The organism is Bacillus sp. FSL W8-1141, assembly GCF_038593205.1.
GTDB classification, from domain to species: domain Bacteria; phylum Bacillota; class Bacilli; order Bacillales; family Bacillaceae; genus Bacillus; species Bacillus altitudinis.
In genome coordinates this window covers 738332-763637 of sequence record NZ_CP151973.1, presented here as the reverse complement: position 1 = coordinate 763637, position 25306 = coordinate 738332, and the positions used below count along the sequence as shown (strand labels likewise).

The 25306-nt window shown below is 42.6% G+C and carries 25 protein-coding genes; 11 read left to right on the top strand and 14 right to left on the bottom strand.

The genetic code is table 11. The annotated features are described in order from the left end of the window. Window positions 1-82: 82 nt before the first annotated feature. Window positions 83-1636: an ABC-F family ATP-binding cassette domain-containing protein gene (locus NSQ52_RS03770; protein WP_039170361.1), complete on the top strand. Its 1554-nt coding sequence runs from the start codon at window positions 83-85 to the stop codon at window positions 1634-1636. Window positions 1637-1684: 48 nt separating this feature from the next. On the opposite strand, the gene NSQ52_RS03765 is transcribed toward NSQ52_RS03770, so the two are convergent. Both NSQ52_RS03765 and NSQ52_RS03760 read right to left on the bottom strand, forming a co-directional pair. Beyond that, a complete protein-coding gene (locus NSQ52_RS03765; protein WP_035391389.1) occupies window positions 1685-2875 on the bottom strand; it encodes an MFS transporter in 1191 nt (396 codons plus the stop codon). 57 nt (window positions 2876-2932) lie between these two features. After that, a complete protein-coding gene (locus NSQ52_RS03760; protein WP_017366797.1) occupies window positions 2933-3358 on the bottom strand; it encodes a MerR family transcriptional regulator in 426 nt (141 codons plus the stop codon). A gap of 143 nt (window positions 3359-3501) precedes the next feature. Between NSQ52_RS03760 and folE2 the strand changes: the two genes are divergently transcribed. Continuing rightward, on the top strand, window positions 3502-4398 hold the full coding sequence (folE2, locus tag NSQ52_RS03755; protein WP_342473933.1) for a GTP cyclohydrolase FolE2: 897 nt from the start codon (window positions 3502-3504) through the stop codon (window positions 4396-4398). A 28-nt stretch (window positions 4399-4426) separates the two neighbouring features. Here folE2 and NSQ52_RS03750 read toward each other — a convergent pair whose 3' ends face one another. Next, window positions 4427-6319: an ABC-F family ATP-binding cassette domain-containing protein gene (locus NSQ52_RS03750; protein ID WP_098680470.1), complete on the bottom strand. Its 1893-nt coding sequence runs from the start codon at window positions 6317-6319 to the stop codon at window positions 4427-4429. A gap of 133 nt (window positions 6320-6452) precedes the next feature. Between NSQ52_RS03750 and NSQ52_RS03745 the strand changes: the two genes are divergently transcribed. Next, window positions 6453-7526 carry a glycosyltransferase family 2 protein gene (locus NSQ52_RS03745; protein ID WP_286067103.1) on the top strand — a complete coding sequence of 358 codons (1074 nt, stop codon included), beginning with the start codon at window positions 6453-6455 and terminating at the stop codon, window positions 7524-7526. A gap of 179 nt (window positions 7527-7705) precedes the next feature. Further along, window positions 7706-9097 (top strand): amino acid permease, encoded by a 1392-nt coding sequence (locus NSQ52_RS03740; RefSeq protein ID WP_008344176.1) that lies wholly within the window; start codon window positions 7706-7708, stop codon window positions 9095-9097. Window positions 9098-9132: 35 nt separating this feature from the next. Here the strand turns inward: NSQ52_RS03740 and NSQ52_RS03735 are convergent, their stop codons facing one another. Further along, a complete protein-coding gene (locus tag NSQ52_RS03735; RefSeq protein WP_008344178.1) occupies window positions 9133-9366 on the bottom strand; it encodes a hypothetical protein in 234 nt (77 codons plus the stop codon). Between the two features lie 6 nt (window positions 9367-9372). Next, the gene (locus tag NSQ52_RS03730) at window positions 9373-9630 is read right to left on the bottom strand and encodes a hypothetical protein (RefSeq protein WP_008344180.1); all 258 of its coding nucleotides are present in this window, start codon (window positions 9628-9630) and stop codon (window positions 9373-9375) included. 65 nt (window positions 9631-9695) lie between these two features. Between NSQ52_RS03730 and NSQ52_RS03725 the strand changes: the two genes are divergently transcribed. Continuing rightward, the gene (locus NSQ52_RS03725; RefSeq protein ID WP_008344182.1) at window positions 9696-10175 is read left to right on the top strand and encodes an Hsp20/alpha crystallin family protein; all 480 of its coding nucleotides are present in this window, start codon (window positions 9696-9698) and stop codon (window positions 10173-10175) included. Here NSQ52_RS03725 and NSQ52_RS03720 read toward each other — a convergent pair. Further along, a complete protein-coding gene (locus tag NSQ52_RS03720; RefSeq protein WP_058336484.1) occupies window positions 10156-10383 on the bottom strand; it encodes a hypothetical protein in 228 nt (75 codons plus the stop codon). The genes NSQ52_RS03725 and NSQ52_RS03720 overlap by 20 nt on opposite strands. A gap of 91 nt (window positions 10384-10474) precedes the next feature. Here NSQ52_RS03720 and NSQ52_RS03715 point away from each other — a divergent pair, with 91 nt between their 5' ends. Beyond that, window positions 10475-10879: a hypothetical protein gene (locus NSQ52_RS03715; protein ID WP_056705609.1), complete on the top strand. Its 405-nt coding sequence runs from the start codon at window positions 10475-10477 to the stop codon at window positions 10877-10879. On the opposite strand, the gene NSQ52_RS03710 is transcribed toward NSQ52_RS03715, so the two are convergent. Further along, window positions 10811-12241, bottom strand: a complete 1431-nt coding sequence (locus tag NSQ52_RS03710) for a DASS family sodium-coupled anion symporter (RefSeq protein WP_047946783.1) — start codon at window positions 12239-12241, stop codon at window positions 10811-10813. The genes NSQ52_RS03715 and NSQ52_RS03710 overlap by 69 nt on opposite strands. 231 nt (window positions 12242-12472) lie before the next feature. Here NSQ52_RS03710 and NSQ52_RS03705 point away from each other — a divergent pair, with 231 nt between their 5' ends. Beyond that, window positions 12473-14512, top strand: a complete 2040-nt coding sequence (locus NSQ52_RS03705) for a penicillin-binding transpeptidase domain-containing protein (protein ID WP_336750331.1) — start codon at window positions 12473-12475, stop codon at window positions 14510-14512. A 146-nt stretch (window positions 14513-14658) separates the two neighbouring features. Next, window positions 14659-15897, top strand: a complete 1239-nt coding sequence (locus NSQ52_RS03700; protein ID WP_144740868.1) for an MFS transporter — start codon at window positions 14659-14661, stop codon at window positions 15895-15897. A 34-nt stretch (window positions 15898-15931) separates the two neighbouring features. On the opposite strand, the gene NSQ52_RS03695 is transcribed toward NSQ52_RS03700, so the two are convergent. The 5 genes from NSQ52_RS03695 to rfbF are packed head-to-tail and all read right to left on the bottom strand — an operon-like array spanning window position 15932 to window position 20713. Then, a complete protein-coding gene (locus NSQ52_RS03695; protein ID WP_024718603.1) occupies window positions 15932-16861 on the bottom strand; it encodes a putative nucleotide-diphospho-sugar transferase in 930 nt (309 codons plus the stop codon). Continuing rightward, window positions 16862-18052 (bottom strand): glycosyltransferase family 2 protein, encoded by a 1191-nt coding sequence (locus NSQ52_RS03690; RefSeq protein WP_160758104.1) that lies wholly within the window; start codon window positions 18050-18052, stop codon window positions 16862-16864. Continuing rightward, entirely contained in the window at window positions 18049-18960 is a 912-nt protein-coding gene (locus NSQ52_RS03685; protein WP_268382435.1) for a putative nucleotide-diphospho-sugar transferase, read from the bottom strand. The genes NSQ52_RS03690 and NSQ52_RS03685 overlap by 4 nt, the downstream gene beginning before the upstream one ends. A 12-nt stretch (window positions 18961-18972) precedes the next feature. After that, a complete protein-coding gene (locus NSQ52_RS03680) occupies window positions 18973-19944 on the bottom strand; it encodes a GDP-mannose 4,6-dehydratase (protein ID WP_025092661.1) in 972 nt (323 codons plus the stop codon). 4 nt (window positions 19945-19948) lie between these two features. Further along, on the bottom strand, window positions 19949-20713 hold the full coding sequence (rfbF, locus tag NSQ52_RS03675; protein WP_019743935.1) for a glucose-1-phosphate cytidylyltransferase: 765 nt from the start codon (window positions 20711-20713) through the stop codon (window positions 19949-19951). A 354-nt stretch (window positions 20714-21067) separates the two neighbouring features. Between rfbF and NSQ52_RS03670 the strand changes: the two genes are divergently transcribed. Beyond that, window positions 21068-21217 carry a DUF1540 domain-containing protein gene (locus tag NSQ52_RS03670; protein WP_008344201.1) on the top strand — a complete coding sequence of 50 codons (150 nt, stop codon included), beginning with the start codon at window positions 21068-21070 and terminating at the stop codon, window positions 21215-21217. A 200-nt stretch (window positions 21218-21417) separates the two neighbouring features. Beyond that, entirely contained in the window at window positions 21418-22497 is a 1080-nt protein-coding gene (locus tag NSQ52_RS03665) for a DUF3900 domain-containing protein (protein WP_342473932.1), read from the top strand. A gap of 63 nt (window positions 22498-22560) precedes the next feature. Here NSQ52_RS03665 and NSQ52_RS03660 read toward each other — a convergent pair whose 3' ends face one another. Then, the gene (locus tag NSQ52_RS03660) at window positions 22561-23760 is read right to left on the bottom strand and encodes an MFS transporter (protein WP_342473931.1); all 1200 of its coding nucleotides are present in this window, start codon (window positions 23758-23760) and stop codon (window positions 22561-22563) included. Between the two features lie 103 nt (window positions 23761-23863). Between NSQ52_RS03660 and NSQ52_RS03655 the strand changes: the two genes are divergently transcribed. Next, window positions 23864-24772: a LysR family transcriptional regulator gene (locus NSQ52_RS03655; protein WP_342473930.1), complete on the top strand. Its 909-nt coding sequence runs from the start codon at window positions 23864-23866 to the stop codon at window positions 24770-24772. A 32-nt stretch (window positions 24773-24804) separates the two neighbouring features. Here NSQ52_RS03655 and NSQ52_RS03650 read toward each other — a convergent pair whose 3' ends face one another. Next, window positions 24805-25284, bottom strand: coding sequence for a YbaK/EbsC family protein (locus NSQ52_RS03650; RefSeq protein ID WP_268431722.1), 480 nt, complete (start codon window positions 25282-25284; stop codon window positions 24805-24807). Window positions 25285-25306 lie beyond the last annotated feature (22 nt).

Here is a 25306-nt window from a genome sequence, read left to right as displayed (position 1 = left end):
TTTTGATGCTTTTATCGAGCCGTACAGTTCGATATAATCATGAGAGGCACTAGCCGTTTTGAATCTATTTGAGGTGTAAAAAATGATATTATCTGTTAAAGATTTAAGTCATGGCTTTGGCGACAGAGCCATTTTCCACGAAGTCTCCTTCCGGTTATTAAAAGGCGAGCATGTCGGCTTGATCGGCGCCAACGGTGAAGGAAAGTCAACGTTTATGAATATTATTACTGGCAAGCTTGAGCCAGATGCAGGAAAGGTCGAATGGGCAAAAAATGTCCGTGTCGGCTACCTCGATCAGCATACCGTGCTTGAAAAAGGAAGAACTATTCGTGAAGTCCTTCAAGATGCATTCCATTATTTATTCTCAATGGAAGCCGCAATGAATGACATTTACGAAAAAATGGGTGAAGCAGATCCTGATGAGCTAGAAAAGCTTTTAGAAGAAGTAGGCGTCATTCAGGATGCCCTGACGAACAATGATTTTTATATCATTGATTCCAAGGTAGAGGAAATTGCAAGAGGTCTTGGGTTATCAGATCTCGGGCTCGATCGTGATGTGACAGAGCTGAGCGGCGGACAGCGGACAAAAGTACTGCTTGCAAAATTGCTGTTAGAGAAGCCTGAAATTCTTCTTCTTGACGAGCCGACCAACTATTTAGATGAACAGCATATTGAGTGGCTGAAGCGCTATTTGCAGGAATATGAAAATGCATTTATCCTCATTTCACATGATATCCCGTTCCTAAACAGTGTCATTAACTTGATTTATCATGTCGAAAATCAAGAACTCACGCGATACGTTGGTGATTATGATCAATTTAAACAAGTGTACGAAGTGAAAAAGCAGCAGCTAGAGGCAGCGTATAAAAGGCAGCAGCAAGAAGTGGCTGAATTAAAGGATTTTGTCGCGAGAAACAAAGCACGTGTCAGCACTCGAAATATGGCGATGTCTCGTCAAAAGAAACTCGATAAAATGGACATGATTGAATTAGCAGCGGAAAAACCAAAACCAGAATTCCACTTTAAACCTGCACGCACATCAGGGAAATTGATTTTTGAAACGAAGGATTTAGTCATTGGGTATGAGGAACCGCTCTCTCGTCCATTGAATTTAAAAATGGAACGCGGGCAGAAAATTGCGTTATACGGTGCCAACGGTATCGGAAAAACGACACTGCTCCGAAGTCTTCTTGGAGAAATCTCCCCCATTTCTGGTGAGGTGGAACGCGGAGAATTCCTGCATATAGGCTACTTTGAACAAGAAGTAAAAGAGCAAAACAGCAACACTTGTATCGAAGAGGTGTGGAGCACCTTCCCATCGTACACACAATATGAAGTCAGAGCCGCCCTTGCCAAATGCGGTTTAACGACAAAACATATTGAAAGCCGTGTGTCTGTTTTAAGTGGTGGTGAAAAAGCGAAGGTCCGCCTTTGTAAGCTGATCAATGAAGAAACCAACCTACTTGTTCTCGATGAGCCGACAAACCACTTGGATGTCGATGCCAAAGAAGAATTAAAGCGCGCGTTAAAAGAATATAAAGGCAGCGTCCTATTGATTTCACACGAACCTGAATTTTATCAAGATGTGGCCACTGAAACTTGGAATTGTGAATCATGGACGACCAAAGTATTATAACGACAAAAAAGCCTCATATCTTTTCAAAAGATATGAGGCTTTTTTCTATTAATGACCTGCCTGGATATTCACCAAATGCTTACGGCCAAGAAGCAGGATGACCATTCCTAAGAGAACAACAGCCGCCCCTACATAATAAGGGGTGCTTGCTGTGTAAGTTTCAGCGAGTACTCCCGCAATCCAAGGCGCAATCGCACCACCAATAAATCGTACAGCACTGTATGAAGATGATGCAATTGAACGCTCAACAGGAGCTGATCCCATCACAGCCGTCGTAAGCACCGTATTGATCATGCCGAGGATTCCCCCTGCAATGACAATACCGCAAATGACCACGACCACATGTGATGTCCATATTCCAATGCCGAATAAAATCACAGCAAACGAAGCAAAGAGAACAACAAGAGCTGTTAATGTACCCAATTTGCGATGAATGACCGGCGCTGAGAAGACAGATGTCACAGCCAAAAATAATCCCCATCCAAAAAAGACATAGCCAAGACCATGCTCATCAAGATGAAGCACAAATGGCGAATAAGCTAGAAGAACAAAGAATCCAAAGTTATATAAGAAAGCAGCAGATGCCATCGTTAAAAGCCCCTTATATTTCAAGGCTCCAACAGCTTCAAATAACTTCACCTTTTTCTGCGGCTTTTGCATAGGTGGAAGCATAAAGGTAATGGCTAAAAGAGCAACGAGCATTAACACTGCCACACCAAAGAATGGCCCGCGCCAAGAGATCGTTCCAAGCTCACCGCCAAGGAGCGGCCCAACAGAAATCCCAAGACCTAGTGCAGCCTCGTATAAAATAATGGCCTTCGCACTTCCTCCAACAGACACGCCGACAATGACAGAGAGAGCCGTTGAAATGAATAAGGCATTCCCGATGCCCCATCCCCCTCTAAAGCCGATTAATTCATTAATCGTTGAAGAGGTACCCCCTAAAGCAGAAAAGACAATAATAAAGATGAGCCCTAATAATAACGTCCATTTGGCACCAATACGACTAGAAATAAAACCGGTAAAAAACATCACAAAGCCGGTGACAAGCAAATAGCTCGTAAATAAAAGAGACACCTGACTTGGAGATGCATGTAATTGTGATGCAATGGCAGGCAAAATCGGGTCTACAAGCCCTATGCCCATAAATGAAATCACACAAGCAAAGGCCACCGCCCAGACGGCTTTTGGCTGTCTAAGCAGACTCGTACGCTGTTTCAATACTTCTTCTTCCTTCATTCCATCAGAACCTTTCCTACAGTTGTTTAACAAAATAAAATAAACACGCTGAGGTGTTTATTTTTGTAATTGCTCAATGGCATGAGCCGCTCTTTCTTTCATCATTTCAAGATCCTTTTTAAAGGATTGAATCGTTTCTAGCTTTTTTGTAATCAATTGATGCTGCACAGTCAGCTGCGCATCAATATCTAACAGTTTCTCTAATCGTTCCTTCGGGTCAAGTGACAGCAAGTAGCCTTCTTTATTCAGCTCAAGCTGTTTTCCTATTTCCATAAACGACTGAAGCTCTTGTAAAGAAAAGCCAAGCACTTCTTTGGCCTGCATCACTTTCTCCAGTTCTTCCATGTCATCCTCTGAGTAAAGTCTGACACCGCCCTCTGTCCGCTTTGGTGCTGATAATAAACCAATCTCTTCATAGAAACGAATCGTCCGTTTCGTCAGACCGCTTCTTTTCGCCACTTGATCAATTTTCATCCATTCCATCGCCAGTGCCTCCTGCTCATCAATTCATGTTTTATTATACACCTTTGTTACCTTAACGTAAACGTTAATGTTTGATGACTTGATTTCTATTGTGGTTTGATGCAGAATAAATAGGAACCATTACGTTTTAAAGGAGGTACCCTATGCGTTCATTTCCATCCAAAAAAGAACGACACGCACAATTCGGTTCTGTCCCGCCAAGCGCTAGATCAAAACCTTGTCAAAAAGAGGACATGATAGACATCCAACAAACCGAACAAGACTATTATTTTGATCTGGAACAGGTCGGAATTTGCCGTGTGTCGTACCCTGTACATATTTTGTCTAAAACGGCTCCACAGCACCAAACCTCTTCAGCTAATTTTACGCTGAGTACATATTTGCCAGCTCATCAAAAAGGCATTCATATGAGCCGTCTCACCGAGCAGCTTCACTCCTTTTATGAGAGCGGAAAGCCGGTTGATGTGGATTCCTTAAAAGAATTGACCGCACAGCTTGCCAAGCATATGAATCAGCCATCTGCCTCGATTCAAGTTTCCTTTCCGTGGTACATGGAAAAAAAGAGTCCCATCAGCGGAAAGTCCGGTTTGATGCATGCAGACGTGCAATACGACATCCACTTTCATGAAGAAAACGGATGGATTTGTCATATTGGCTGCACTGCTCAAGTGACAACGCTATGTCCTTGTTCAAAAGAAATCAGTGAATACGGCGCACATAATCAGCGCGGTACTGTATCTATTCAGGTAGAGCTGTTTGAACAAGGTCAACTCCCTGATGACATGAAAGCAGATCTACTGCAGATCATCGAGTCTAATGCGAGTGCGCCCCTTTACCCTGTACTCAAAAGACCAGATGAAAAACACGTGACAGAAGAGGCCTATGAAAATCCACGTTTTGTAGAGGATGTTGCGAGATTAATTGCGGCAGAGTTGTACGAACAAAACTGGATCAAAGGGTTTCAAGTTGAGTGCCGAAATGAAGAATCCATTCACCAGCACGATGCTTATGCCAAATGTTCTTATCAAAAAAAACTGTAGAATGTCTCTACAGTTTTTTTGCCAACCTTTATTTTTCATTACTTTCTAATTCCTCAATTATCAGCGACAGTTCTGTCCAGCGGTCCATTGCTTGTTCTAGTTCTTCAGCGACGGCTTTTTGCTTGTCCATCAGCTCTTGAATTTTCCCAAAATCACTGCCAGCCTCAGCAATGCTGGCTTCGAGCTGCTGGTGTTTGTCCTCTAGTGCTTGTATCCGATCTTCAATCCCATCCCATTCAAGCTGGTCCTTATAGGATAGTTTTTTCCTCTTTTTCGGTGCAGCTTCTACTTGTTTTTCAGCTGGTTTTGTCTCTGTCCGCTTCTGTTCTTTTTCTTGCTCCATGTAATCGCTGTAAGCACCTTGGAAGTGTGAAATACGTCCATTTCCTTCAAACACAAGCAGACGATGGACGACTCGGTCTAAGAAATAACGATCATGCGACACGGTGATGACTACGCCTGGGAACTGCTCCAAATAATCCTCTAAAATGCTGAGCGTCTCTGTATCAAGATCATTCGTCGGCTCATCTAAAAAGAGAACATTCGGCTCTTCCATCAATACCTTCAATAAATACAATCTGCGGCGCTCTCCCCCTGACAGCTTGCGGATAAACGTGCGCTGCATGGATCTAGGGAATAAAAATCTCTCCAACATCTGCTCTGCTGTCACAATGACGCCATCTGCCGTTTTGACAATTTCAGCTGTTTCTTTGATGTAATCAATGATATTCAGCTCTTCATTCATTTCGTTATGGTCCTGCGTGTAATAGCCAATGCGGACTGTTTGTCCAATGGTCAATTGTCCATTTGTCGGTTCGATTTTACCCGCCAGGCAATTAAGTAAAGTCGTTTTGCCCACTCCATTCGGTCCGATAAATCCGATGCGATCACCTGGCACGACTAAATCGCTGAACTGGTCCACAAGGGTTTGACCAGCAAATGTGATGCTGATCTCTTCTGCCTCAATCACTTGTTTTCCAAGCCGGTGAGAACCGATCGCAAAATCAAGCTCTCCCTTTGCATCAGGTCCCTTTTGATCCTTCAGCTCTTCCACTCTGCCGATACGTGCTTTTTGCTTTGTCGTTCGAGCCTTTGCCCCTCTTCTGAGCCATGCAAGCTCACGTCTAAGCAAATTTTGACGTTTCGTTTCTTTTACTTGAGCTTCTGCTTCTCGTTCCGCTCTTTTTTCTAAAAAGACTTCATAATTTCCTTTATATGTGTAAAGCTGCCCCTGATTTAATTCATAAATCCGATTGGCGACGCGGTTTAAGAAATAACGATCATGGGTGACAAGAATGACAGCCCCGCTGTATTGACTCAAATATCCTTCAAGCCATTCAATGGTTGCGTTGTCTAGATGGTTTGTCGGCTCATCTAAAATCAGCAAACCCGCAGGCTGAATTAAATTTTTGGCGATCGCCACACGCTTTTTCTGTCCGCCTGATAACGCATGAACAGATCGGCTCACATCTTTAACGCCAAGCTTTGTCAAAATCGTTTTCGCCGAAAGGTTCGCATCCCATGCGTCGTCCTGATCCATTTTATTTTGCATACGCATAAGCGCTTCTTGTTTTGCCTCGTTTTGTGGATCATGCTCTAAATCAGCCAGCGCCTTTTCATAGGCTTTCATCGTTTGAATCATTGGTGCTGTTCCTGAAAAAATATAGTCGAGAATCGTTTCATCCCCGCTCATTTCAGGATCTTGTTCGAGAAATTCGATATCAAGTGTCCCTGCCTTTGTGATGTCGCCTTCCTCAAATGATTCAAGTCCTGCAATGACTTTTAAAAGCGTTGACTTCCCTGTTCCATTCGGTCCAATTAACCCGATGCGTTCCTTTGGTTCTATATGAAAAGAGATATGGTCAAACAGCGTTTTTTCGCCATAGGTTTTATATAATCCTTCTACATTCAATAAACTCATTTTATCAGCCCTTACATAGATTCTTCCTTTATTTTAAATCAGCCAGTAGCAGAAAACTAGTTTTAAAAAAACCCGCTGCTGAAAAGAATGTTTCCTTTTGATGCTCGATACACTATGAAGAGGTGATCTAAAGATGATAACCATTAGTTTATGTATGATTGTGAAAAATGAAGAGGAGGTTTTGGCTGACTGCCTGTCTTCTGTTCAAGACATTGTAGATGAGATGATCATTGTTGATACAGGATCAACAGATCAAACAAAGGACATTGCTCACTCCTTTTCAGCAAAGGTACTCGACTTTGAATGGGTCCAGCATTTTGCAAAAGCACGCAATTTCGCTTTTTCCCATGCGACAAAAGAGTATATCTTATGGCTGGATGCCGACGATGTCCTACTTGAAGAGGACCAGCAAAAACTGCTTCAGCTCAAACAGACGCTTGATCCCGCAGTAGATGCCGTCTCGATGTTTTACCACGTTGGATTTAGTGAGGACGGTCAGGTGAATTTTAAATATAGAAGAAATCGGCTCGTCAAGCGTGCCTTGAACTTTCAGTGGTATGGGGCCGTTCATGAGTTTCTTCAGGTGTATGGCAACATCTTACCGGCTGATATCGCCGTCACCCATCAAAAGCGTAAGAAAACAACCGCTGGAGAGCCTGGACGCAATCTGCGCATTTATGAAAACATGCTTGCAAAAGGCGAAGAGATGACGCCTCGTGATCTCTTTTACTTCGCCAATGAATTACGAGATAACAAGCAGCATGTGAAGGCGATTCGCTTTTATCACAAATTTTTAGCCACAAAACAATGCTGGATTGAGGATGAAATTCGCACATGCCAAAATTTAGCTGACTGCTATTATGCAGTCGGTTTTGAGGAAGCCGCCTTATCCTCCTTATTGCGATCCTTCTTATATGATCAGCCCCGTCCAGAATTTTGCTGCCGGATTGGGGATCATTTCAAAGCACAAAATAAATACAAAGCGTCCATCTATTGGTATGAGCAGGCACTGAAGGCACCTGAAATCGAAACAGCCTTTACACTGACACAATATAAAACATGGTATCCTCACCTTCAGCTTTGCTATTGTTATTATCAGCTCGGTGATTTGGCTCAAGCCAAAACCCATCATCTTGCATCCTCAGCCCATTACCCAACCCATCCTAGTGTGCTGTACAACGAAAAAATATTTGCTGAACAAACGTAAATCTCCTGTTATCACATCCGCCTGTCACATGACGGCGGATGTCTTTTGATACACATTAGCCTTTTGTGACATTTAACACTTTAGCGATTTAAAGCGTTTTTCAACCAATTGACTAAATTGCCATTTACGCATATACTAACATTCGTCTTACGAAAAGATTTATCCATTAGGAGGTCAACATGAGTTCTTTATTTAGAAAAAAGTCTCTCGACCAGCTCATGCTTGAAAGTCAAACGAAGCGGCTGAGCCGTTCTTTGAATACATTTGATTTAATCTTGCTTGGCATTGGCTGTGTGGTCGGGACTGGCATTTTTGTGATAACGGGGGTTGCGGCTGCGAAAGATGCGGGACCTGCGATTATTATATCTTTTATTTTGGCTGCGATCGCATGCGCCCTTGCTGCTTTTTGCTACGCTGAATTTTCCTCGTCCATTCCAGTGTCAGGAAGTGTCTATACGTATTCTTACGCAACACTTGGAGAATTCCTCGCCTTTTTAATGGGCTGGGATTTAATGCTTGAATATGTTGTTGCGCTCTCTGCTGTGGCAAGCGGATGGTCATCCTATTTTCAATCACTGCTCAGTGGATTTGGTCTGCACATACCGAAGGCTTTATCGGCTGCACCCGGAGCCGCTGATGGGGCCATCTTTAACCTGCCAGGCGCACTCATTATTTTACTCATTACCTTTATTGTCTCAAGAGGCGTAAAAGAGAGCACGAAGCTGAATAACATCATTGTGCTCATCAAAATTGCCATTGTCCTCCTCTTTATCATTTCAGGCTTTGCTTACGTTAAACCTGAAAATTGGACACCTTTTATGCCAATGGGCTTCCATGGCGTGATTGCAGGAGCGGCCACTGTCTTTTTTGCTTACCTTGGATTTGATGCAATCGCTAATGCATCTGAAGAAGTCAAAAACCCACAAAAAGCGATGCCGATCGGAATCATCGGTGCGCTCGGTGTTTGTACGATTTTATACATCGGGGTTTCATTTGTCTTAACAGGCATGGTTCACTACACGAAGCTGAATGTCAGTGACCCTGTCGCTTTTGCTTTACAAGTGGTTGGCCTGAATAGTGTCGCTGGTATTATATCGGCAGGTGCTATTATCGGGATTACGACAGTGTTAATTGCACTTGTCTACGCTCAGGTTCGTTTAACCTTTGCTATGAGCCGAGATGGACTCATGCCGAAAATCTTTTCAAACGTTCATCCAAAATCGAAGACACCGGTTGCCAACACTTGGCTGACAGGCGCTGTTGCGGCATGTATCGTTGGATTCGTCAACTTATCAACACTTGCTAATTTAGTCAGCATCGGTACACTTGCGGCCTTTACGGTGATCTCGATCGCTGTGATCATACTCCGGAAAAAACATCCGAATATGAAAACAGCGTTTAAAGTACCCTTTGTTCCTGTCCTTCCCATCATTAGTGCGGTCATTTGTATGATCTTGGCTGCCACACTGAAATGGGAGACATGGCGAGCCTTCCTCATCTGGGTAGCCATTGGTGTCGTTGTGTACTTCACCTATGCAAGACGCAAAAGCCATCTGAATCAAACACAATAGAAAAGAGACACGGGGTATCCCGGTCTCTTTTTTGTTTAAATCACACTGTTTTTCACTGAATTCGAATCCACCATATCTGGATCGAGTACGCTTGAAATCGGAATGACAAGCGGTGAACAATCTCCATTGTCCTCACCAAAACCCTGGTTCAATTTCATCGAGAGAAAATAATCGATCTGCTGATAAGGTCCTAGCGTCAGTGATGCCCCCCGATCCATTGCATTGATTTTAAAAGCACCGACATTGACGACTGAGGGTGAGAATAACATCACACATCACTTCCTTGGAATAGGTTTAGCTGCTGGCGAAAAAGAGGCAGGTGAGTCCACTTGATCTCGATCATCTACATGGCTCTTTGTTCCGACAAAACCGCTGGCATCTCCAAAATTCTGTCCGTACCCCTGATTTTTTTTATCTGAGTTTTGCCACTCTGCTAACAAATTTTGTCCGACATTCACCGCCGACGCATTTTCAAAGGAATTAATTTTTAACATGAAAATATTAATATTGATATACGGAGTTGGTTGAACCACAGATAAACCTCCTTTTTATAGGTATATGCGAGCACCCATCAAGTATGTTAACAGGAGGTCTTCACATGGACTTCGAAAAAATGAAGCAGTGGATGGACATTGCCCAGCAAATGCATGGAGATGATTTTTGGAAAATGATATTCGATGATGAGCAAAGATCTCCCTTTATGGCAAATGGTCCGTCTCCCTTTACATTCTCGCAGCAAGATCAGCGAGGAACAGATGCATCGTTTCCACCAGTCGACATTGTGGAAACCCCTACTGAATTTCAGTACTTAATTTACCTGCCTGGCTACCGGAAGGAAGATGTTCAGGTGCTGTCATATGGTGAATATTTAGTTGTAAAAGGACAGCGTTTTTCCTTTTTTAACGAACAGGATTTTCGCCAAAAACAAGGGAAGTATGGTCCGTTTGAAAGAAAAATTCGGCTCCCAGATATGATTCTTGGTCAAATGAATGCGGCCTTTAAAGACGGCGTGCTATACATTCGCTTGCAAAAGGATGAAGGAAAAGCAACTGCGATAATCATAGATGACGAATATTGATACTGACTGCGTCTATTAGATCACGATCATCAATCGTTTCAATCGGCAAGATCGTGATCACGTCATCGGCATTTTGTTCACCAAAACCATTGTTTCTTTTGATCGTCGAGCAGTGATTTCGTACGATCGTCGAACCGAATGTCATCGAGGACCCTGTACCAATCGTATTCGTCTTCATATGGGTAATCTGAATGCGTGTAGGCAGCATGCACTTCTCCCCTTTCATGTATCTCTATAAGTATATACCGGGCAGCTTTTCCATAGACTAGAGCAAGGCGAAAGAAAAGGTTGTGGTCCACTTGAAACATTTCATTCAATCACTCTTTAAAAAAACCGAAGCCAGTCCATCTCCATCTGTCGTCGAGCTGGAAAAAAGACTCACCGCTCTTGAGCAGAAAATGTCTGCACCTGCTCCGCCTGTCTCGGAGGATACGCACATTCACATTGAATCACTGCATGTGGACAAAATTGACTACCATTTAGAGTTTGGTGAGCTTTCCATTGATCAGCTTAAAGGCAGACTCAACATTGGGGCCACCTATTACACGCCAAAGGACCCGCACCTCAAAAAGGCAGCTTCAGTACCGAAGCCAAAAGAAACAAAAACACCAAAAGTCTCCATTCGATCAAAGTCTTCATCTCAGCACGACAGGAAGCCAGAAATAAACCGCAAGCACAATCGCTACAATACTGATCACATTTAGCCAAAAGCCAGCCTTGACCATATCAGATATTTTCAGTACGTCCGCACTAAAGACAGCCGCATTTGGCGGTGTGGAAATTGGCAACATAAACGCACATGAGGAAGCTAACGCAGCCGCAGCCATTAAGCCGTACGGCTCCATGCCAATTGCAAGTCCAAGCCCGACTGTAATTGGAATGATCATGTTCGCAACTGCTGTATTAGACATAATTTCGGTCATAAATAAAATAGAAGCCGTTAAAATAATTAGCAGCATGAGGTACGACAGCCCATTTAAATGCTGTAAATTTTCCCCGATCCATCCTGTTAGATTCGTTTCCGCAAATCCTGTAGCGAGCGAAAGCCCGCCTCCAAACAAAAGCAAAAGCCCCCATGGCAACTGCTTCATATCCTGCCATTCTAGTATTCTCTCTCCATTTGTCGCTGGAATGAGAAATAACAGCATCGCCCCAAAGATTGCGATCGACGTATCCGAGACAGGAAGCCCGCCAAACAAAAAGATTTTAAAAATCCATAAAAAAGCCGTCATAAGAAAAATAGCAAAAACCCATTTTTCTTCTTGTTTCATTTTGCCTAAATCCTCTAAACCCTTCCGTATAAACGCCGCTCCCATTTCACCTGTGTGCTCTACCTTGAACTGTATCTTGGTCAAATACAGAAATAAGAGAATGAGCAGAACAGCCGCCACCGGAAAACCAAACAAAAACCATTCAAAAAACATAATTTCTCGATCTAACAGCTTTTTTGACATCGCTGCAAAAACAGCATTTGGCACAGACCCAACGAGTGTCGCCAGTCCGCCAATAGAGGCTGAATAAGCGACTGATAATAGGATGCTTTTACTGAATCGGTCAAGAGATGCACCAGACAAAATATCGTTCGCCTTCACCTCTTTAATCACAGCCAGTGCCACAGGCAGCATCATCAGTGCTGTGGCTGCATTTGAAATCCACATAGATAAAAAGGCCGTTGCCATCATAACCCCTAATACAATGCGGTCACTTCTTGTGCCAATGATGTTTAAAATATGTAAGGCCATTCTTCTATGTAAATTCCATTTTTCAATAGCAATGGCAATCATAAATCCGCCCATGTACATAAAAACAATCGGGTCTCCATAAGCTCTTGATGTTTGCTCCATCGATAGCCCGCCAAGTGTTGGCAAAAGGATGATGGGCAATAAAGAGGTAGCCGGTATAGGCAAAGCTTCTGTGACCCACCATGTCGCAGTCCAAGCCGTAACGCCCAGTACCACTCTTGGTGCATAGGTCAATTCACTTTCTGGAATGAGCAAAAAAATAAGAAAAAAGAAGATCGGTCCAAGAACAAGTCCAGTCAGATTCACTTTTTTATAAACGATCACAATTCCTCCTTCATGAAAACGCTTTTAATTTTTTCTAATTTTTCACATTCGATGATCACATAAAAAATCCTTTAAATCATAAGAAAAAATGAAGAGATCCTTCAGCAGCAACTGTGTCTTGCTTCATATTTCCACTTCATGACTTGGTCTATTTTCATAGGAGAAACTATACAAATCCTACACAGTAACTGTAAACTATAGAGGATCTAATCAAAAATTGAGGTGTTTTCATTGTATACAGATCAACGAAAATCATTTTGGAAACAGAAAAAAGTCATCATTCCCCTTCTTAGCATCATCGCGATTGCTGCTGCTCTCTTTTTCTTAAAAGATACGCTTTTCTCAAAAGAAAAAGAGGCGCTGAAAGCCGCTGAATCCTTTACGAAACATCTGGAGAAAAAAGAATTCACAAAATTGGCAGATGAGGTCACAAGCGGCTCTCTGAAAGCCAATGACTTTTCTAAAAAACAACTTGCCGAAAAATACGATCATATCTTTAGCGGCATCGGTGCGAATGATCTAAACGTCTCAAACGTCAACGTAGAAAAACAGGATAAAAGAAATGGGTATCAATTCACCTATGAAGTCACGATGAAAACGTCACTTGGAAAACTGAACAAACTCTCTTACAAAGGTGTTCTCTCCGAAGAGGATAACGAGTGGAAAGTAGACTGGAAACCAAATCTCATCTTCCCGCAAATGGAAAAGGGTGACACCATCAAAGTGACAACGGATCCTGCGGTACGCGGAAATATTGTAGATCGAAAAGGGCGCACGTTAGCAGAAACAACTGGTGGACACGCACTTGGCATCATCCCTGGAAAGCTCGGGACAGGTACGGAAAAAGAAAGCAACATCAAAAAAATCAGCAGCGCTTTTGATATAGATGAAGAGCTGATTCAAAATCAGTTGAAACAAGCATGGGTCACAGATGACACATTTGTCCCGCTAAAGTCTATGTTAGAGCAAAAGCCGATTCCAAAAGACATAAATGGCGTCACCTATCAAACGAAGGAAATGCGCTACTATCCATATAACGAAGCCGCTGCTCATCTGACAGGCTATGTGGGAAAAGCAAATGCGGATGATATCAAAAGAAATCCAGCTTTAAAGGCGGATCAAATCATCGGCAAAACCGGCCTTGAATTCACATTTGACAAGAACTTAAGAGGACAAGATGGCGGAAGCATCCTCATTATCCATGATGAAACAGGTATTGAAGAAACATTACAAAAAACAGACCGAAAAGACGGAAAAACAGTCAAACTGACCATTGATGCATCTTTACAGAAAAAAGCCTATCAACAGCTGAAAGGTGAAAAAGGGGCTGTCACCATTATGAATCCATCATCAGGTGATTTATTAGCGCTTGTTAGCACCCCTTCTTACGATGTCAATTTAATGACCAACGGGATCACGCCTAAACAATACCAAGCATACAGTGAAAATCCTGATCTCCCATTCCAAGCTCGGTATGCGAGCAGATATGCACCAGGATCTACATTCAAAACCATTACAGCAGCGATTGGACTGGAAACAGGTGTCACAAAACCTAATAAAGTGCGCACCATTCATGGACTGAAATGGCAAAAGGATCAATCATGGGGAAATTATCGCATTACACGGGTTCATGACAAAGAACAAGTCAATATGGTCGATGCCCTCGTGTACTCAGATAATATTTATTTTGGACAGGAAGCCCTTGAAATCGGCAAAGATACTTACGAGAAAAAAGTGAAAACATTTGGGTTTGGTGATGATTTAAACATGCCGTTCACAATGAAACCGGCACAAGTGTCTAACGACGGGATCCAATCAGACATCTTACTTGCCGACTCAGCATATGGCCAAGGAGAATTACTCATGTCTCCAATTGAACAAGTACATGCCTATTCTCCATTTGCAACAGGAGGAAAGCTTGTGTACCCTCGAGTCATTCAGGATGAAAAAACAGCATCACCAAAACAGATCATCAAAGAAGATACAGCAAATACGGTGAAGGATGCACTAACTCAAGTCGTCACCAATTCAAACGGAACCGCTCACTCGTTGCAAATAAAAGGGGCTGATATAGCCGCTAAAACCGGAACAGCGGAACTAAAGAGCAAACAAGGTGCGACAGACGGTACTGAAAATGGATTTTTACTTGCGTTTAATCCTAAAAAAGAAGATTATGTCCTCGTCGGCATGATTGAAGGTGTGAAAAACCGTGGAGGCAGTGGACTTGTCATTCAAAAAATGAAGCCTGTCATCGCTTCTTTCTATAAATAACCCTTTAGAGACACACGCTCCATCAAGCGCATGTGTCTCTTTTTTTCTAAATCATGACAATTTGCTATTGTTTTATAGTTCACCTTATGAATAAAATGAGGAGAATGAAAAAAAGAAAACAAGTTGAATGAAAGGAGGAAGTCTCATTGGCTATTGCTGCTCAAACAAAGAATAAACCTCAAAAAGCGGTCACCGGTTCAACGGTTTATCCTATTTTATTGATTATTGGTATTTGCCATATGCTCAACGACACATTGCAAGCCGTGATTCCTGCCATGTTCCCTATTTTAGAACGCTCAATGGGGCTGACCTTTACTCAATTAGGGCTAATCGCCTTTACATTAAATATGGTCTCCTCTGTCATGCAGCCTGCGATCGGGTGGTACACAGATAAACGGCCGATGCCCTATGCACTGCCTATCGCATTATTTTCAAGTGCTGTCGGCATTCTCGGCCTTGCGTTTGCACCATCATTTGCGACCATCCTACTGTGCGTCGTCTTTATTGGACTCGGCTCTGCGATTTTCCATCCAGAGGGCTCACGGGTTGCCAACATGGCAGCTGGTCCTAGACGGGGTCTTGCTCAATCCATCTATCAAGTCGGTGGAAATACAGGTCAAGCCTTTGCTCCGCTAATCGCTGCATTAATGCTCGTCCCTCTCGGTCAGCCAGGTGTGGCTTGGTTTACGATTGTTGGAATGATTGCTGTCGGTTTCCTTCTTTATATTTCAAGATGGTACGCAGGAAGACTTCAAACCATTCGAGCACAAGCGAAAAAAGCGCCTGCAAAAGCAGCAAGATCTGAACTTCACCGCAAGTCAGCGCTCACAGCACTTGGCATTATCGTCTTTCTTATTTTCGCGCGTTCTTGGTATGGAAATGCGATCTCGAATTTCTATGCGTTTTATGCGATTGAGCAATATGGTTTGACGATTAAAGAATCACAAACTTATATTTTCTTATTTCTTATATTGGGTGCGATTGGGACATTTTTAGGCGGGCCGCTTGCAGACCGCTTCGGCAAGAAAACCGTCATTTTAATTTCTTTATTAGCATCCTTTCCGCTTGCCCTGCTTCTCCCATTTGCCGGACCAGTTTTTGCTTATGTTTTACTTGGACTCATTGGGATCATTCTGACCTCAAGCTTCTCTGTCACCGTGGTCTATGCCCAAGAACTATTTCCCGGGAAAATTGGCACAATGTCTGGTTTAACTGTTGGGCTTGCGTTTGGTATGGGAGCGATTGGATCCGTTGCCCTCGGCTCATTAATTGATGCAGTCGGTTTAACGCCTACCATGATCGGTGTCGCCTTTTTACCGATATTAGGCATCCTAGCCTTCTTACTGCCAAGCGATCAGACCATAGCGAAATGGAATGAATCATAAAAGGTAAAAACCGCTCAATAAATGAGCGGTTTTTTCATATCTCATAAAAATGCGTGTCAGGAACATGCTTCTTTGCAATAAACCCCTGCTGAAAGTCTGGAAAGACCTTTTGCACCTGTTTAATTTTCAGATGAATCAAATCCGCATACGGAATATACAAATGATCCACAAGAGTGTGTTCTGTCATATAGTAATACCAATTCAGATTAAAGGTATTTTCATCAATGATCGTAAAGGCAGAGAAATGATAGAACAGCAGTGGACATTCGTCGAGATACATATCTCCTTTCACAACGGAGAGCTTATAGTTTTCAATATTCCAAATCGCTGCATTGGCACCTTTAGATGCCACCACATGGACACCCTCAAAATCATCGACCCATCTTTCAACATACCGCTGATCACCATATGTCTTTTTTTCCGTATCCATTTCTACTGTACAGTGCGCAATGCAGTTCTCTTTCCACTGCGTCACAGCCCGTTTGGCCACATCTGTGTTTCGACAGCCTACAAACCCAGTATTAAAACGGCCGGATAATTCATAAAAGTGATAGAATCGCTTGGAATTCATATGATCTGTCAAAAATACATGAGCGAGTGGATTTTCTGCAAATATCGCCTCTGGATCATGATAAAAATACAAATCCGTATCCAAATGAGCGAGATAATCTGCATCAGAGGACTCAAGAATTTTGAGTAGAAACGCAGGCTTAAGCGTCCAGCAATACTCGTGGAACGTACGATCCGCCTTTGCTTTTCGCAGCGAATCATCTTCCACATCTTCAAGCTGTTCATATTGGACATGTGGGTGAGGAAACTGACTTAACACCTTGTAAGCCAAAGGATCAGCACATAAGACAGAAAGTTTGTATGATTGAGCCGTCTGCTCAAGTGAATGAATCAGCGCCAGTAGCTTAAATACATGGGTATTCGACACAATGGTTGTGAAATGATAGGATGCCATCTACAACACATCCACTTGGAACAAGTCAACATGCAGCAGCTCTTTTGTGAGCCCTTGAATGGCCTCTGCCAGCACCGTGCATCCATGTTCCTGCTTGGCAAGCTGAGCCGCCTCTGACAGCTTTTTCAAAGGGAAATGCTTTGCCGTCAGCACGTCCTTTTGATCACGTTTAATGCCCACATTCCGCTCTGTGATCATATGAAGCAGCTCCAAAAAATAAGCGAGCAGATCATCATATGCTTCATTCTTACGCAGCTGGCGAATGTCTTTCACGATATCATTTGTCACGGTATGAGAAAATGGTCCAGAGAAAGCCAGATGAACATCAATCGAATCAATATTGTTGTACTTCTCGCACATATACAAAATGTTATATTTGATGTCATCGAATGACGTTAAATTACTTGGATGTTCCTGATGCACACTCAAAATATCCTCACGCAGTTCAAATGAGAGGCCAAGCTGATGCAGACGAATGCCTAAATCATAATCCTCAAACCCGTATCTAACGATTTTTTCATCAAACATCCCTAGTTCCATGACATGCTTTCGCTTGACGGAAGAGTTATTTGTGATAAAAAATCGCCACGGCAATTGATAAGAACTTAAATCATAGTCGTACGTGTTTAAAATGTCTTTCAGGATATCAATAAATTCGGACTGCAAGTCGAAGCTTCTCTCTAGAAATGCGCCGCTTTTCACTTCCTCCATCGACATAAGAGACGTTTTGTCTTTCATTTTCCGCTGATACAGCCCTTGTTTTTTTAATCGATTCACATGATCTTTATCAAAACCGGTGTAAAAATAACGGTAGATTCGCTTCCAGCATACACCGCAAATGACACGGTCCTCATGATCAGCATGTGCCTCTGCGTGCTTTTGAATAAATTGGGGCTCTGCCAGCATATCGCTGTCATGGAATATTAAAAGGTCTCCCTCTGCCTCACGAATGGCATGATTGCGCCCCTTGGCAATTCCTTGATTGACAGGAATACGCACCTTTTTGAATGGAAAGTTCACCTCAATGTTTTCGAGCATTTCCATCGTGCCGTCCGTTGACCCATTATCAGCGACAATGACCTCAAATGGAATATCGGTTTCCTGAAGCGTTAAGGAAAAAAGGCTCCCTTCTAAACGCTCTTTCGCATTATAACTCGGAATAATGACGCTGACCTTCGGCTTTTCATTCATGCGCCATCCTCCTCCAGTTTGGCATAGCCGTTAAACATCGGATTGACTTGTTCTACCGATTCAATCACATGACGCAGCACTTCCCGATAGGCTTCTTGGAAAAATGGCAAGTCATCTCTTCCTTTTTCATGGATTTGCTGCATATCATCTTTGCTTAAGATCCGAAAACCACTGAAATGATAGCAAATGAGTGGGCTTCCATCCTCAAGCAAAATACGTCCATTCTCTTCCTGATAAGAATGCTGGCCATAATTCCAGTGACCAATATTCACACCCTTTGTTTGAATATCCTCTACTTTTTCAAACAGCACCGGCATATGATCTAAATACCCTTGATCGCCAAATTTTCCTTCTCCAGGCGCATTTTTGCATTCTTTTAGACATTCTATTTTCCACCAGCTCAGGCACTTTCGGCCGGCTTCATCTCCTTTAAAATGCAGGAACCCTGAATTATAGCGCCCTAAAAGTTTCTGAAGCATCTTCACTTCCTCTGGATCAAAGCTTGGAATGACAATATCCCCTCTTGATAGAAGCACAGAGGCATCAGGCTGGTTTTGAAAAATCACTTGTGGACTCTCATAAAAGAACAAATCCGCATCAAGATACGTCACTTCCTCCGCCTGGTCCTGCTTAAATAGCCACTCAATCCAAATCGGTTTTAATGTCCAGCAATATTCCGAATCATTTCGTTCCTTTTTGATCTCTAGAAGCTCCGGCGTTTCAAGCTCACGCACATGAACAAGATCGACATGCGGGAAATTCATTTGATGAAGCAAATCAAATGCAGCATCATCCATACATAACGTTTTGATGACAGCATCATCTTCTACTTGCTTCAACGATAAGAAAAACGCAATGGCTTGATAAAGTCTTCCACTTGATAGAACCGTACAATATATGCTGTTCATCTGTATACACCTCTATTTTTGAAAGAATTCGCGATACCATTCAATTGTCTTTTCTAACCCTTCATCAATGGAGTAATCAGGCTTCCAATCAAGCAGCTTTCTCGCCTTTTCTGCTGATAAATATTGATGCTTAATCTCATGCGTTCCTTGATTCAAAATACGAGGTTTTAGTTCACTGCCCATCGCCTTTAAGATTTTATCAACGAGCTCAAGCACAGTCAGCTGAATTTCATTACTAAAGTTAAATGCTTCTCCTGCAAGCCCTTTTTCCTCCATTTTTTCAGCTAGCAGTAAATAAGCCTTGACCGCATCTTCAATATAGAAATAATCACGGATAAAGGTTCCGTCACTTCTAATTTCTGGCGCCTTTCCCTCTAACACAAGCTGGATGGTTTGCGGAATGATTCGGTTAAAATTCAAATCCCCGCCTCCATATAAATTACCGCAGCGCGTAATACAAACCGGAAGACCATATGTGTTGTAGTACGTGTGAGAAATTAAATCTGCACAGCTTTTTGACACATCATATGGGTGCTTGCCGTTAAGCGGCATGTCTTCATCATAAGGAAGCTGTTCTTGATCCCCGTATGCTTTATCACTCGATGCCACAATCACTCGTTTGATAAGCGGCTGCCTTCTGCATGCCTCCAGCACATTCCATGTTCCTAAAATATTGGCTTCAAATGTAGAAACTGGGTGACGATTTGCGACCCCAACAATCGCTTGGGCGGCCAAATGAAAGACTGTATCAATCTCATATTCTCCTAACGCACGTTCTATCGTTTGCATGTCCTCCAGTGCGCCTTGGACGACATTCATCTTTTCAAATTGACTGCCTTGATATAAGTTCGATCTTGGCACCTGATCACGTACAAGCCCTGTTACGTTTGCTCCTTGATCTATCAATTCCTTGACGAGGTAACTCCCTAACAATCCCGTACACCCGGTCACAAATACGTTTTTCCCATTCCAAAATCCGCTCATGTTGTCACCAAACCTTCCATGGTTGTTTTCCTTCAGTCCACATGCCGTTGATTTCTTTCAAGTTTTTATACGTATCAATTGCTGTCCAAAATCCGTGGTGCTCATAGACTGCAAGCTCTCCATCATTCGCCAGATTTTGAAGAGGCTCTGCTTCGAACACACATTGATCATCATCTGTTAAATAATCAAAAACCTTTGGAGACAACACAAAAAATCCTCCATTGATCATCCCGATACTGTCTGTCTTCTCAGAGAAGGATTGTGCCATCCCGTTATACACCTTCAGCGTGCCGTACTGTGATTTCTTTTCAATTCCTGTGACAGTTGCAGCTGCTCCAAGCTCTTGATGGCGCTTGAGTAAATGAAACATATTGATATTGGCAAGTCCGTCCCCGTACGTCATCATAAATGTCTCATCACCAATATAATCCTGTACCTGCTTTAGCCGCCCGCCTGTCATCGTATTCTCACCCGTATCTAAAAAGGTGATTTTCCAGTTCTCCGAATTACCTAAAAGCTTCATTTCCCCTGTCGACATATCCAGTTGCATGCTGTGATGCCGCCAGTCGTAGTTGAGAAAATACTCTTTGATTTTCTCTCCTTTATATCCAAGCAATAAGATAAACTCGTCTACACCGTAATACTGATAGATTTTCATAATATGCCATAGAATAGGCCGGTCTCCGATCATAGCAAGTGGTTTAGGAAGCGCTTGTGTGACCTCACTCATTCTCGTTCCCTTTCCTCCGCAGAGAATGACTGCTTTCATCTTCTCCCCTCATCTCTCTATGAAAATTTTTGATTGAAAACCCTATCTTCATGCGGAAAATCAGTACATGTACCCTTATACTTTGTCCGACATCAGGTTTTGAATCTACTCTATTCATATGTCGGAATAAGAGAGGGTGCCACCTAGCATTTAACTATTTTTACAAACAAAAAAGAGCGAGATTTGCATTCTCGCTCTTTCAAAGTTTAAATTGTATATTTTCAGGGTAGATGGTATGATAAACATGTGCATATACAGCACAAACAGCCTCTTTCGATAAAGAGACTACTAGATTGAATGAACTCAAGTGGCAGCTTGCTTCATTCTTAATATGAATCACGGAGGTGAATTCCCATGGCACAAAATGTACTTTGTGAAGTGAACTCTTGCCGTTTTTGGGCTGACAACAGCTGTACAGCTTCTACCATTAAAATTGGTAAAAGCACAATGACTGACGTGACTCGCAATGCTGAAACGGATTGCGAAACATTTGAAACAAAATAATACATGATTTTCTGAGATGAAGGAACTGGCAGGTTCCTTCTTTTCTTTTATCATTCTATCAAGAATGATAATTATTATCAAGCGTTTTTCCCGAAACATTTCTCGGGAAATAATGACACGATATTTCTCCATTCGTTGACGATTTTCACTCCTTTTTCTATACTCAACATATCCAAAGAAGAAAAAGTGGTGACCAATCAGTGGATTTTACGATACGTTTTCTATCATTCTATGTGGTTGAAATAGAAGGCAAAGAGGAACAAGCAAATAAACGGTTTAAACATTACCAAACATTAGACCAAGAGGAATTTGAACAAAGTGAGCTGAAAGACTTTCTAGACGGTGAGCTTAAAAAAATCGTCAAACGAAAAGTGGACAGACACCCTAAGTCTGAGCAAGTACCGACTAAAATCGGACGTTTTATTGTAGAACCCGGGCATGAACTCGATTCAAATCCAAACTACAATTTATTTCATCAGACGAGATTTGCAGATACAAAAGAAGTATTTATCGAATGCAGTGAACAATTTGTTCGCACCTATTTAGATACAAGTGCTGTCAGAGGCGGCGTGTTTCTGGTTGCATCTGCGGTTCCTAAAAAATATTTCGATGACTCTTTTGTCTTTATCATGAAATGCGATTTTGAACAGAAAGTCGCTTCTATTGCTGATACATCTACCTTGATCAAAAAAGTAGAAATGGCGATTACAACAAAAAACATGAAATCGATTCAATACCCGTTTATGCCAGAAGAGGGCATGACAGAGGAAGCCGAAGTGAAAATTCACCAATCCTCACACGCTCGTTATTTTGAAGACTTTCTAAAATTCGTCGAATACGGGGAATCGATGCCTGAAATCATGAAATCACAGGTCATGAATATGGTGCAGGAACATGTATTTGAAACATTTCAGGATGAAAGTGAAGAATTAAAACAATTTGAAGAGGACCTTGAAATATGGGAAGCAAGTGAAAAACGGGAGATTCGGGAAACACTCGATACAGAACAGGTCACTCTAGCCGCTTCACACATTGTTGAACAAACCCCTGATATCACGATGAAGATGCGTCTAGGCGAAACAGAAATTAAAGGACTTTTAGCCGACTTCGGCCACTCGATTCATATCGCAAAGGTCAACAATCGATATGTCGTGCTCGTTGAAGCAGATCAAATTGTATTTGAAAAAGGAAGCACACCTGTTGAATTCCATAAACCCAATGGCTTGAAAGAGGTCGTCAGCCAACTCACGCAAAAAGCCTATGATTCAGACTTAGAATAAGAGAATATGACTGCCTCCTGCGATCAGCTGCATGAGGCAGTTTTTTATATAACGCTTTATTTTTTAAACTGCACTAGAAGAAACATGCTGCCCGCTTCTTATCCACATGCTGACGAGCATTAAACTTATGATAAGCATCAGCCAAAAGACGCTGTTTGTTCCGAAAAACTGGATCAACGTATACCCACACAAAGGTCCTAAAGCAGCCCCCATATCTTGAACAAAAGAATAGCTGGCGAGAAAGCGGTTCTTATCTGTTTGAGCAGAAGCTTTTTGAAAGGCAAGTGTATCGGTGAACGTTGTGACAATTGTTGCCATTAGTTGAATCAAAAGCAGCATCAATAGGAACCAGCCGCTTACCTTCAGCATGATCACAAGAAAACTGAGCCCTCCAAATGAAAGAAACATCCAGCATAACATTCGTTCCTTCATCACAAGACGATCAAACCATTTGCCCGTTCTCGGTGCGAGAAATGGTTCCCATCCCCACCTGAGTGCTTGAATAACACCGCTTAAAGCCGAAGCTCCGATGACAAAGCCAAACAGAGTCAATTCATCTTGGTCAATCTTTGCTTCAATGACATGACTCAGCGTGGATGCGAATAAACCTTGGATGATCAGTGCGATCAGCATGCCTGTTATCAGTACTTTTACCACATCTCGCGTAAACCACTTCTGTTTGATGCCATGATACACCTGCGTGCCTTCTCTCTTTTCAATTTCATTCAACGATACATAAAAAATGCAGCCCATTAATGTGAGTAAGCCAAAGACAAGCGTCATGGACTGAAAACCGATCAAGCTGGCAAGGATTCCACCAAATAACATGCCAAATAAACTGCCAAGCCGGTAAAGCCCATTATAAAGACCCGTCAAATGTCCTTGTGAGCTTTCGTCCATTTCAGCCAAGACCCTCATCCCACTCATACGGAGTAACGTCCAAGCGAGACCCCATGCACAGCGGCAAATCAATAGCAGCCAAAATCCACTCATACCATATAATATCGTGGTCACTGACGCGATCATAATTGCGATCAGTACACCGGTCTTCATTGGGATATATCGATAAAGCCACCATACGACAGGTGCTAGCGGGATACGAATGAATCGGTTGATAGACAGCAGTAACCCCACCTCCCAAATGGATGATAAACCAATCTCTTTCCAATAGACCGGGAGAACAATATAGAGCATTGAATCCCCAATAAGTGCAAATGCTGTGATGAGCGAAATTGACACAACTTGCTTTTGACGACGATCCATTTTTTCTTCCCCCTTCGCTACCTTTACGATAAGGGATACCTTATAATAAATCTAATGAATGTTTTTGATTGAATCATCAAAATAATTGATAGGCGGTGCAAAGATGAATTTACATGCCCTCCGTATTTTTGCAAAGGTAGCTGAAACAAAAAGTGTCACACAAACGGCAGACGTGCTGTCTTTGACGCAGCCGGCTGTGACGGCACAATTACGAAGCATTGAACGAGAGATCGGCTTTCGTCTTTTCAAACGAAACGGCCGGGGGATTACACTGACGGAGATGGGAAAGATCCTGTATCCATATGCCCGGCAAGTATTCGAGGCGGAAAAAGAAGTAGAATATCAGATTACCCTTCTGCAAAACGGAAAAAAAGGAAGACTCAGAATTGCTTCTACCTATGTACCACTTAACTTTTTGCTGCCTGATTGGCTTGCCTCTTTTAAAACATCATCGCCACAGACAGATATTGAATTAAAAAGCGGAAACTCCGCTCAAGTGATCGAAAGCCTGCTTCAATATCAATCAGATGTGGCGATCGCCGTAATAGAGGATCTGCACCACGAAGATCTTCACACCTCTCACTTGACTGATTTAAGTTATGACTTTATCGTGCCTGTGGATCACCCGTTAAATGGAACAACCGTCCCCCTAGAACGCCTAAGCCAAGAACCCTTTTTAATGCGAGAAGAAGGCAGTTCGACGAGAGACAAGCTTTTTTCCCTTTTTACCGCTAAAGGAATTAAAAAACCGACCGTTGATTTACAATTCAGTGGTGTCCACGAAGCCATTCAAATGATCAAAGCTGGCTATGGCATCACCCTTGTTCCTCGTGACGCTGTTCAGCGAAGCTTAGAACGTGGAGAGATTGGGCGCGTGTATATCGAAGGAATTGACATTATCAGACCTGTTGTGGTCTGCAAACGGGCGAATGACCTTGAGGAAAATAGGACGGTGAATGCTTTTCTGCAAATGAAAGACATCGGACCCTTTATAGCACCTGACTCCAATTAAAAAAGTGCCTGCTTCAGCAACAGGCACTTTTTCTATTCGGATGGTTGAACTAGATCAAATGAGACCGCCTTTGAGGCTTTCACTAATTGTTCTGGTGTGATGAGTATTTCATTTCCCCATTCTCCTGCTCCAACGCCTAATATCTTTTCTTCTAATAGCGATGCTTCGATAATCGTGCGGAACCCTTCAGGCTGCCAGCAAAATGGCGGGATGGAGCCAATGCGATAGCCTGTCACTTCAAGCACCGTGTCTGGTGAAGCCATTTTGATATTGCGAGAGCCTGCGGCTTTCTTTAGTTTTCCTGATTTGATGTGCTGGTCAGCACCAACCATTACAAGCAGCTGCTCCTCTTCCCCTGTTTCAAAGATCAATGTTTTGATCATTTGTCTTTCTCTAAAACCAAGTGCTGCAGCTACATTCGCTGCGCCCTTCTCTGTGTCGGCAGAAAATGTTTTGATGTCATACGGGATGCCATGCTTGTCCAAAAAGTCATGTGCTGGTAATTTTTTCAATGGATTGAACCCCTTTCCTTAC

What these genes read in the sequence shown, in the direction of transcription:
- NSQ52_RS03770 (WP_039170361.1), top strand. Translation starts at nt 83, where the DNA reads ATGATATTATCTGTTAAAGATTTAAGTCATGGCTTTGGCGACAGAGCC.
- NSQ52_RS03680 (WP_025092661.1), bottom strand. Translation starts at nt 19,944, where the DNA reads ATGAGCGGATTTTGGAATGGGAAAAACGTATTTGTGACCGGGTGTACG.
- NSQ52_RS03740 (WP_008344176.1), top strand. Translation starts at nt 7,706, where the DNA reads ATGAGTTCTTTATTTAGAAAAAAGTCTCTCGACCAGCTCATGCTTGAA.
- NSQ52_RS03735 (WP_008344178.1), bottom strand. Translation starts at nt 9,366, where the DNA reads ATGTTATTCTCACCCTCAGTCGTCAATGTCGGTGCTTTTAAAATCAAT.
- folE2 (WP_342473933.1), top strand. Translation starts at nt 3,502, where the DNA reads ATGCGTTCATTTCCATCCAAAAAAGAACGACACGCACAATTCGGTTCT.
- rfbF (WP_019743935.1), bottom strand. Translation starts at nt 20,713, where the DNA reads ATGAAAGCAGTCATTCTCTGCGGAGGAAAGGGAACGAGAATGAGTGAG.
- NSQ52_RS03670 (WP_008344201.1), top strand. Translation starts at nt 21,068, where the DNA reads ATGGCACAAAATGTACTTTGTGAAGTGAACTCTTGCCGTTTTTGGGCT.
- NSQ52_RS03725 (WP_008344182.1), top strand. Translation starts at nt 9,696, where the DNA reads ATGGACTTCGAAAAAATGAAGCAGTGGATGGACATTGCCCAGCAAATG.
- NSQ52_RS03685 (WP_268382435.1), bottom strand. Translation starts at nt 18,960, where the DNA reads ATGAACAGCATATATTGTACGGTTCTATCAAGTGGAAGACTTTATCAA.
- NSQ52_RS03655 (WP_342473930.1), top strand. Translation starts at nt 23,864, where the DNA reads ATGAATTTACATGCCCTCCGTATTTTTGCAAAGGTAGCTGAAACAAAA.
- NSQ52_RS03690 (WP_160758104.1), bottom strand. Translation starts at nt 18,052, where the DNA reads ATGAATGAAAAGCCGAAGGTCAGCGTCATTATTCCGAGTTATAATGCG.
- NSQ52_RS03760 (WP_017366797.1), bottom strand. Translation starts at nt 3,358, where the DNA reads ATGGAATGGATGAAAATTGATCAAGTGGCGAAAAGAAGCGGTCTGACG.
- NSQ52_RS03660 (WP_342473931.1), bottom strand. Translation starts at nt 23,760, where the DNA reads ATGGATCGTCGTCAAAAGCAAGTTGTGTCAATTTCGCTCATCACAGCA.
- NSQ52_RS03765 (WP_035391389.1), bottom strand. Translation starts at nt 2,875, where the DNA reads ATGAAGGAAGAAGAAGTATTGAAACAGCGTACGAGTCTGCTTAGACAG.
- NSQ52_RS03750 (WP_098680470.1), bottom strand. Translation starts at nt 6,319, where the DNA reads ATGAGTTTATTGAATGTAGAAGGATTATATAAAACCTATGGCGAAAAA.
- NSQ52_RS03720 (WP_058336484.1), bottom strand. Translation starts at nt 10,383, where the DNA reads ATGCTGCCTACACGCATTCAGATTACCCATATGAAGACGAATACGATT.
- NSQ52_RS03695 (WP_024718603.1), bottom strand. Translation starts at nt 16,861, where the DNA reads ATGGCATCCTATCATTTCACAACCATTGTGTCGAATACCCATGTATTT.
- NSQ52_RS03745 (WP_286067103.1), top strand. Translation starts at nt 6,453, where the DNA reads ATGATAACCATTAGTTTATGTATGATTGTGAAAAATGAAGAGGAGGTT.